The following is a 9,059-nucleotide window of genomic DNA, read 5'->3' on the forward strand; positions in this document are numbered from 1 at the left end:
GCGCGCGCTTCGCGCTCCTTGTAAGGGAGGGGCGGCCGCCAGACGCTGCAATGTGCGCGTTCCGCGCTGTATTTGCGCGGGATTCCGGCTTTCGCCGGAATGACAGAAAAAAGTCGGAATGACAGAAAAAAGCGGGAATGGCGGATTGGGGGGCGCCCTCGTCTTGCCGACTCCCCCTCAAGGGGGGAGTGATGCGGACAGAGGAGTGATGCGGCTGCGTGACGCGACGCCCCGCGGCCGGGTGGGCGCCGTCGCTCAGCGCGCGGCCGCGATGCGCGCGACCTCCCGCGCACCGTCGCCCACCCACGCGCTCCACGAACCGGGATACAGGCGCGAGCCGGGCAGGCCGGCCTGTTCCATGGCCAGCAGGTTGTGGCATGCGGTGACGCCGGAGCCGCACATATGCACGACCGAAGCGGCGTTCGCCGCGCCGATGCCGATGTCGGCAAAGCGACGGCGCAGCCGTTGCGGCGCGAAGAAGCGGCCGTCCGCATCCAGGTTTTCCTCGAAAGGCAGGTTCAGCGCGCCCGGGATATGGCCGGCCACCGGGTCTATGGGTTCCTTTTCGCCCCGGTAGCGGACCGCGGCGCGGGCGTCCACCAGCACCATGTTTTGTTGCGCCCGCCGTTCCACATCGGCGGTGCTCGCCGTCAGCGCGTCGGCGGCGTCCCCGACAAAGGGCAGCGGTTGCGGCGAGCGCGTATCCGTCTCCAGCGCATAGCCGGCGCGCAACCATGCCTGTATGCCGCCGTTCAACAAGCGCACCGACTCCAGGCCGACCCAGCGCAGCATCCACCACAAACGCGCCGCAATAGCGCCGCCGCTGTCGTCGTAAACCACCACGTGATCGCCCGCGGCAACACCGAAGCGGCCGAGGGTTCGTATAAACGCCGGCACTGCCGGCAGCGGATGCCGCCCGCGGCCGCCGCCTGGGCGCCCGGCAAGATCGTCATCGAGATGCGCATAAAACGCGCCGGGAATGTGGCCGGCGTCGTAATCGGCACGGCCTTTGTGCGGATCGGCGAGAGAAAACCCGCAGTCAAACAACCGCAGGCGCGGCGCGCCGAGCATGGCGTGAAGATCGAACGCTTCCACGAGCTGCCGCGTCATTCGATTATGATAGCACCATGCACTGCATAGCCCCGCCGATTGCGGTTGCAGATGCGGCGGCCTACGGAACGGGGGGCGGCGGCTCTGCCGCATCGGACGGCGGGGGCGACAAGGCGGCCACTGGCACAGGGGTGTGCCAGCGGATATCCCAGCCGCCATCCGGCGGCAAGGCCCGGCAATCGCCGGCTTGCCAAATGCCGGGAATCTGCACCAACCGCCCGTCCCTGTAGAGCAGCGGCGCGAAGCGGCGCAACCAAGGGAACACGCCCCGCTCTTGCAGCAGCTTTTTCAATGTGCGGGTTGGCGTCCCCGGGCCGTCGCTCAGGGTCTCGCCGCCGGTGCGGAAGCGAACCGTAAGCCGCGCCGCACACTCCAGAGACAAGCCTCCCGGGCCGCGCGTTCGGCTTGCCTGCAGACTGCCCAGAGGCAGGGACAGCGGCCCTTGCGGCGTCCATTCCAAAGCGAGTCCCGACGCCGACGGCAACGGGCGCAGGAGATAGAGCCGCTCCCGGTAGCGACGCAGTTCGACGCCGCCCCAGCGCAGGCAGGGGCAACGATCCCGACGCGCCGCAAGCACAGCGGTGAACAGTTGCCCCAGCAGGCGCTGGGACGGCATGGGCGCACCCTCCCCGCGCAACCAGGCACGCAACAGATTGGCGGCCCGTTCGGGCGCCAGGGCGCGAATACGATCCGCATCCAGGCTGCCGTCGCGCGCGTCGCGGCAAACGTGCAGATCTCCTTGCGCCAACTCCGCCAGCAAACGCGCGGCGGCAGCCTGATGCCGGGCGGCGCGGCCCAGGGTGCCGGCGACCGCCGGCCAGTGCGCGCGCAGACGAGGCAAGACGTCCCGCCGCAGGTAGTTGCGCGGCAGACGCGGGTCGCGGTTGCTGCTGTCTTCTACCCAGGACAAGCGGTAACGCAGGGCGTAATCCCGCAATTCGCGCCGTGGCCGCCGCAGCAGGGGGCGCAACAGCCAGCCGTGCCCCAGCCGGCGCCGCTCCGGCATCCCTGCCAGGCCGGAAGGGCCGGCGCCACGGAATAATTGCAGCAGGACGGTTTCCGCCTGGTCGTTGCCATGGTGGGCCACGAGCACGGCATCGTCGGCGCCCGGCAGAGCCGCCAAAAGCCGGTAACGTTGCCGCCGCGCCCAGGCCTCCAGGCTCTCGCCGCGCGGCGGCGCGACATCGGCGTGAAGCACCCGCAACGGCACCGCCAACTCGCGGCACACTTGGCGACAATGAGCGACCCAACGATCGGCGTCAGGGTGAATGCCGTGATGCACATGCGCCGCCTGCAACACAAGGCCCGGCGGCGCGGGGGACGAGTCCGGCGACAGGGCGCGTACAGCCGCGTCCAGCAACACATGCGAATCCATGCCGCCGCTATAAGCGACCCAGATGCGGCCGCTACGGGGCAGGGCCGCCCGCACCGCCTCCAGGAGACCGATGCCAGGGCCGTCCCTGTCAGCCGCGGCCGGCCCGCTTGGCGGGAGCGCCCTGCCGTGCTCGTGGGAAGCTGCCGCCATCGGCCGCCCTGTAGGTCAATCCTCCTTGTAAAAGCCGAAACGCATGAACCGCTCCTGGCGGCGGGCCAGCAATTCTTCCGTCTCCAGGGCGCAAAGTTCTTCCAGCGCCTCCAGCAACGATCGTTCGAGCCGTGCCGCAGCGGCGTCGGGGTCACGGTGGGCGCCGCCCAGGGGTTCCTCGACGATCCGGTCCACAAAGCCCTGCTCGTGCAGGTAGCGGGCGGTAATGCCCATGATCTCAGCGGCCTGGCTGGCCTTTTCGGCGCTCTTCCAGAGGATGGAGGCGCAACCCTCCGGCGAGATCACCGAGTAGGTCCCGTATTCCTGCATGTACACCCGGTCGGCAACGGCCAAGGCCAGGGCGCCGCCCGAGCCTCCTTCGCCGATCACTGTCGCCACTACCGGCACGGCCAAACCGGACATCAATTCCAGGTTGCCGGCGATCGCCTCGCTCTGGTTGCGCTGCTCGGCGCCCACGCCGGGATAGGCCCCGGGCGTATCTATGAAGGTGAGCACCGGCATGCGGAAGCGCTCGGCCAGGCGCATGAGCCGCCGCGCCTTGCGGTATCCCTCGGGCTGCGGCATGCCAAAATTGCGCCGCATTTTTTCTTCGGTTTCCCGCCCCTTCTCGTGGCCGATCGCCATTACCGGCCGCCCCCCCAGCCGGCCGATGCCGCCCACGATGGCCGGGTCGTCAGCGTAACAGCGGTCGCCGTGCAGTTCCTCGAAACCGGAAAAAATACGCGCGATGTAGTCGGTCGTATGCGGACGCAGGGGATGGCGGGCCAACTGGGAAATTTGCCAGGCGCTGAGCGACGAGAAGATCGAGCGGGTCAGTTCCTCGCTGCGCCGCTTCAGGCGCTGGATCTCGTCATTGATGTCCACCACCCCGCCCGCGCCCACGTGGCGCAGCTCCGCCAGTTTCGCCTCCAGATCGGCGATCGGCCGTTCGAAATCGAGAAAGCTCATAGCACGTTCATTGTCTGTCGCCCAGGCGCGGCGGTTCCGAGCCGTGTTGCGAAGGCCGCCCCGAGCCGCTTGCCGCGGCGCGCCCCGGCCCGCCCTTCGGGGCGTCTCTGTTCGGCGCGGCGCCGTTGCCGCGGCTATTATATTGTATTCGGACGTTGTCCCTGCCCAACGCGCCGCGCAGCCGTTCCAACAGTTCCTCGCAGAGCCGCAGCCGCCAGGCGTCTCCCAGGCGCAACACCGACTCGAATTGCCGGCCGCGGTATTCGATCCACACCGGACTGCCTTGCGCATCCGGCGTCCCGAACAGCTCTCGCATTCCCGCCACCGGGTCGCGGCCTTGCCCATATTCGGGACCCAGCCGCAGCCACAAGCTGGCAAACCGATCGCGCAATCGCTGCAGATCGTAGATCTGTTCCACTTTGAGCCGGCGCTCCCGTTCGCCCCGGTCGGCCGCGCCGCGCACGGCAACCATACTGTCCTTGGCCAACATGCCGCGGAAACGCCGGTACTGCGAGGCATGCAGATACAAAACGAGGGTGGCGTCGGCATCCTCCAAAAAGACATAGGCGACACGTCCGCCGCTGCCGCGCCGCGTGGAAACACGTTGCACGTAACCGATAACGAACAGCGGTCCCGGCCGGATATTGCCCAGGTCGGAAGTGAGCAAGGCGGCACACTCCTCCCGGTAACGCCGGATGGGATGCCCGCTCAGATACTGTCCCAGGGCCTGCTTCTCCCCCGCCAGGCGCTGCGTCTCGTCCCAGGGCGCTGCCGGCGCATAGGGCAGCGAGGCGGCAGCCCCTTCGCCCGATGCCGTCTCCCCGGCCGGCGCGAACAGGCTCCCCTGGCCGCCGCCATGACCCGCCCCAAACTGCTCCGCCGCCTGCATGGCCCCTTCCAAGCTGGCCAGCAGGACGCTGCGCTCGACGCCGAAGTCGTCCAGCGCTCCCGCGAGGCTCAGGGCCTCCAGAGCGCGGCGGTTGACGCGGCGCGCGTCCAGGCGGCGGCACAAGTCGAACAAGTCCCGGAAGGCGCCGTTGCCGTCGCGCTCCGTCTCGATCTCCCGGGCCGCTCCCCGGCCCACGCCGCGAACCGCGCCCAAACCGTAGCGGATGGCTTTCGCGTCCATTGCCCGAAACCCGTGTCCAGAGCGGTTGATGGAAGGAGGCAATAGCTCCAGGCGGGCTCGGCGCAGTTCGCCGCAGAGAGAGACCAGACGGTCGGTATGGTCCATTTCGGTGGTCAGGAGCGCCGCCATGAAAGCGCTGGGATAGCGGGCTTTAAACCAGGCGGTGCGGTAGGCCAGCAAGGCATAGGCGACGGAATGGGACTTGTTGAACCCGTAGCCGGCAAACGTTTCCATCAGTTCGAAAATGCGCTCGGCGGTCTTCCTGGGGACCCCGCCTTGCTGTACGGCGCGGGTAACGAAGATGTCGCTGTGCTCGGCCATTGCCGCAACTTGTTTCTTGCCCATCGCGCGGCGCAGCAGATCGGCGGCGCCCAACGTGTAACCGGCCAGGACGCGGGCGATCTCCATCACTTGTTCCTGGTACAGGATCACGCCCCAGGTGTTGCGCAAAATCGGCTCCAGGGAGGGATGCATGTAGCGCACCCGCTCGCGACCATGCTTGCGGTTAATGTAGTCTTCCGCCATCCCGGACTTCAGCGGCCCCGGGCGGATCAGCGCCACCAGAGCCACCAGGTCGTCGAAGCGCTCCGGCTGCAACCGCCGGATCAGGCCCTTCATGCCCTCCGACTCGAGTTGGAACAATGCGGCGGTGCGGCCCGAGCGGATCAACCGGTAGGGGGCGGAATCCTCCAGAGACAGCTGTTCGAGGCGCAACGCCGGTTCGTCGTTCCCGGCGCGCATCTCGTTTACGGTACGCAGACAATTGTCCAGCACGGTCAAAGTGCGCAATCCGAGGAAGTCGAACTTGACCAGGCCGATAGTCTCCACGTCGTTCATATCGAACTGCGTCAGCATATTGCCGGCGCCGCCCTGCTCGCAGTACAGCGGCATGTACTCGATCAGCGGCCGCGGCGTGATAACGACGCCTCCGGCATGGCGCCCGGCGTGGCGCACCGTCCCCTCCAGTTTACGCGCCAAATCGATCAGCGTACGTACATCCTCTTGCTGCTCGTACGCATCCTGCAGCGCCGACTCCTCGGCCAGGGCCTTGCCCAGGGTCATGTTCAGGTCGCCCGGGATGCATTTGGCGATCTTGTCCACGAATCCGTAGGTATGACCAAGGATGCGGCCCACATCGCGCACCACGGCACGGGCGTTCATGTTGCCGTAAGTGATGATCTGCGAGACCCGCTCCCGGCCATAGCGTTCCGCCACGTACTCGATCACCTCGTCGCGCCGTTCCATACAAAAATCTATGTCGAAGTCCGGCAATGTAACTCGTTCGGGGTTCAGGAAGCGCTCGAATAGGAGGTCGTATCGGATCGGGTCTAACTCGGTGATCCCCAGGGCATAGGCCACCAGCGAGCCGCCTCCGGAGCCGCGCCCCGGCCCCACCGGAATCCCCTGCTCCCGGGCCCAGCGAATAAAGTCGGCCACGATCAGAAAATAGCCGGAAAAGCCCATCTGCACGATCACCTCCAACTCCCGCCGCAGCCGTTGCCGGTATTCGTCGGCGCGCTCCCGCGGGCTCGAGGGACGGAAATTGCACACTTCCTGCAATCCCCGTTCCGCCTCCCGTGCCAGCCAGCGGTCCTGATCGTAGCCGTCAGGGACCTGGAACTCCGGCAGGTGGTACCCTTCCGTGTCCAATTCCAGGTTACAGCGCTGGGCAATGGCCACGGAGTTCTCCAGGGCCTCCGGCAGATCGTCGAACAATTCGCGCATCTCATCCGCACTGCGCAGGTACTGCAATTCGCTGTAAGGGCGCTCCCGCGATCGGTCGTCCAGAAGTTTGCCCCTGGCAATGCACACACGGGCCTCGTGCGCCTCAAAGTCATCCCGACCGAGAAAACGCACGTCGTTGGTGGCCACCACCGGCACCCCGAACTCCGCGGCCAGACGCACCGCCTGCTCCAGGTATTCGTCCTCGCCCGGCCGCCCCGTGCGCTGCAGCTCCAAGTAGTAACCGTTAGGGAAAAGCCGCATCCAGGTCTCCAGTTCCTCGCGCGCGCGCGCGCCGTGTCCAGCCAGCAGGCAACGCCCCACGTCTCCCTCGCGCCCGCCGGACAGCGCCAGCAGACCCGCGCTCTCCCCACGCAGCCAGTCACGCCGGATCAACACCCGCGCCCCGCGCTCCCGGTAGGCGCGCGTCAGCAAACGATTCAGCTTTACATACCCCTGACGGCTGCAGCAGAGCAGCGTCACCCGGTAAGCCTGCCCGGCATCCGGATCCCCGTGCCGCAGATCCGCCCCCACGATCGGCTTGACGCCCCGCTGCTGGGCGGCGCGGTAGAATTTAACTATCGAGAACAGATTGTCCTGCTCGGTCAGAGCCACCGCGCCCATGCCCAGTTCCGCGACGCGCTCGACCAGAGGCGCTACCCGCAGCAGGCCGTCCTCCAGCGAGTAGTGCGAGTGCACCCGCAGATGGACAAAGCCTGGGGCAGCAGCGCTCGCCGCCTCCCCTGCTGAGCCGCGACTCACCGATCCTCCAACACGCGCCGCACCGGCGCATAAGATCGGCGGTGCTCGGGGCTGGGACCATGCTGTTGCAAAGCGGCAAGATGTGCGGCCGTGGGATAACCTTTGTGCCGGGCGAAGCCGTATGCCGGATAACATTCATGCAGGCGGCGCATCCGCCCATCCCGGTCCACCTTGGCAAGGATCGAGGCGGCACCGATCGCCGGCACCAGCCGGTCGCCGCCAACAATGGCCGTGGCGCGGCAATCCAATCCGGGGAACTCGGGGACATGCGGCCCGTCCACCTGTGCCTCGCCGGGGCGGCGCTCCAGCGCCAGCACCGCCCGCCGCATCGCCAGCAGGCTCGCCTGCAAGACGTTCAACCGCTCGACCTCCCGCGCCGTAGCACAGGCCACGGCCCACTCCAGGGCGCGGGCGCGGATACACACGGCCAGCACCTCCCGCCGCGCCGGCGCCAGTTGCTTGGAGTCGGCCAGACCCTGGATCGGCTGCGCCGGGTCCAGAATAACAGCGGCCGCCACCACGGGCCCCGCCAGGGCGCCGCGGCCGGCCTCATCTACCCCCGCGACCAAGTTCATGCCCGCTGTGCCGCGCCGCCCGCCACTTCCAGCACCGCCCGCGCCGCGTTGGCATCCGCACCGCGCTGCAGCCCGGCCCGCAGCTCCCGGAAGACCCGCGGCCACCCGGCGCGTTCCGGATCTTCCCGCAGGCAATCGAGCAAGGCCGGCCCCAAGCGCTCCGGACACACTTCCCCCTGCACAAATTCGGGGACCAGGGCGCGCCCTGCCAGGATATTCGGCAACGAATAGCAAGGGACCTGTACCAACCGTCGAAGCAACCAATACGTGAGCCCGGACAGGCGATAGGCTACCACCATGGGGCGCTCCAGTAACATCGCCTCCAGGGTCGCCGTGCCGCTAGCCAGCAGTACGGCGTCGGCGGCCCGCATCACCTCCAGCGAGCGACCGCCGTGGATGCTCAGGGGCAACTCCGGACACAGGCGACGATGCGCTTCCCGCACCTGTTCCGTCGCTGCCGCATTCAGCGGCGCCGCCGCAAAACGCAACTCCGGCGCCTGCCGGCTACACCAGCGCGCCGTCAGCAAAAAGGGCTCGATCAACCGCTGCAACTCATGCTCCCGACTGCCCGGCAGCAGGGCCGCCAGCGGACCTTCCGGGGCGATCCCCAGGGCGGCGCGCGCCGCCGCCCCTCCGCCAGGGCGAATATGGTCGGCCAACGAATGCCCCACGCAGCGCGCCCGCACCCCATGTTCGCGGCAGAAGCGCTCCTCAAAAGGGAACTGCGTCAACAACAGATCGGCCGCCCGGGAGATCTTGCGGATACGGTAGCGGCGCCAGGCCCAAACCTGGGGACTGACGTAATGCACCGTTCGCACCCCCCGGCGACGCAGCGCCAACTCCAGATCCAGATTGAACTCCGGCGCGTCCACACCCACGAAGATATCCGGCGGTTGCGCCAGAAAGCGGTCTCGCAATTCCCGGCGGATGCGCAGCAATTCCCGCAATCGGCCCGCCAACTCCGCGATCCCCACCACCGCCAGCCGTTCCATCGGATAGAAGACGCGACACCCCTCCGCCTGCAACAACTCTCCGCCGATGCCTTCCAGGCGCAGATCCTGCCCGCAATGCTGCCGCAAGGCGCGAGCCAGCCCGGCCCCCAGTCGGTCGCCGGAGGGCTCACCCGAGACGATGCCGACCCGCAAGGCCCCATTCCGCCCCACCGCACCCAGGCGCCAGCGCGCCGCCTTCCCGGCGGCAGAGAGCCAGAGTATTTGCAGGGCTACACAAAAACATTAGCGCCTCCGCACCACGAACACGCCCATAT

The 9,059-nt window shown here is 67.7% G+C and carries 6 protein-coding genes; all 6 read right to left on the minus strand.

Features of this window, described 5'->3' with window-relative positions:
* Positions 1 to 255 precede the first annotated feature (255 nt).
* The 6 genes from OXU43_00350 to lpxB all read right to left on the minus strand — a co-directional run bounded on the left by OXU43_00350 (position 256) and on the right by lpxB (position 8,937).
* Positions 256 to 1,071, minus strand: coding sequence for a sulfurtransferase (locus OXU43_00350; protein MDD9823629.1), 816 nt, complete (start codon positions 1,069 to 1,071; stop codon positions 256 to 258).
* A 100-nt stretch (positions 1,072 to 1,171) separates the two neighbouring features.
* Entirely contained in the window at positions 1,172 to 2,635 is a 1,464-nt protein-coding gene (gene tilS / locus OXU43_00355; GenBank protein ID MDD9823630.1) for a tRNA lysidine(34) synthetase TilS, read from the minus strand.
* 15 nt (positions 2,636 to 2,650) lie between these two features.
* Positions 2,651 to 3,604, minus strand: coding sequence for an acetyl-CoA carboxylase carboxyltransferase subunit alpha (locus tag OXU43_00360; protein MDD9823631.1), 954 nt, complete (start codon positions 3,602 to 3,604; stop codon positions 2,651 to 2,653).
* Between the two features lie 7 nt (positions 3,605 to 3,611).
* On the minus strand, positions 3,612 to 7,217 hold the full coding sequence (dnaE, locus tag OXU43_00365) for a DNA polymerase III subunit alpha (GenBank protein ID MDD9823632.1): 3,606 nt from the start codon (positions 7,215 to 7,217) through the stop codon (positions 3,612 to 3,614).
* A complete protein-coding gene (rnhB, locus tag OXU43_00370) occupies positions 7,214 to 7,792 on the minus strand; it encodes a ribonuclease HII (protein ID MDD9823633.1) in 579 nt (192 codons plus the stop codon). Before rnhB ends, dnaE begins: the two co-directional genes overlap by 4 nt.
* A complete protein-coding gene (gene lpxB, locus OXU43_00375) occupies positions 7,789 to 8,937 on the minus strand; it encodes a lipid-A-disaccharide synthase (GenBank protein ID MDD9823634.1) in 1,149 nt (382 codons plus the stop codon). Before lpxB ends, rnhB begins: the two co-directional genes overlap by 4 nt.
* Positions 8,938 to 9,059: the final 122 nt, after the last annotated feature.

This window comes from Gammaproteobacteria bacterium, from assembly GCA_028817255.1.
Taxonomy (GTDB): Bacteria; Pseudomonadota; Gammaproteobacteria; order Porifericomitales; family Porifericomitaceae; genus Porifericomes; species Porifericomes azotivorans.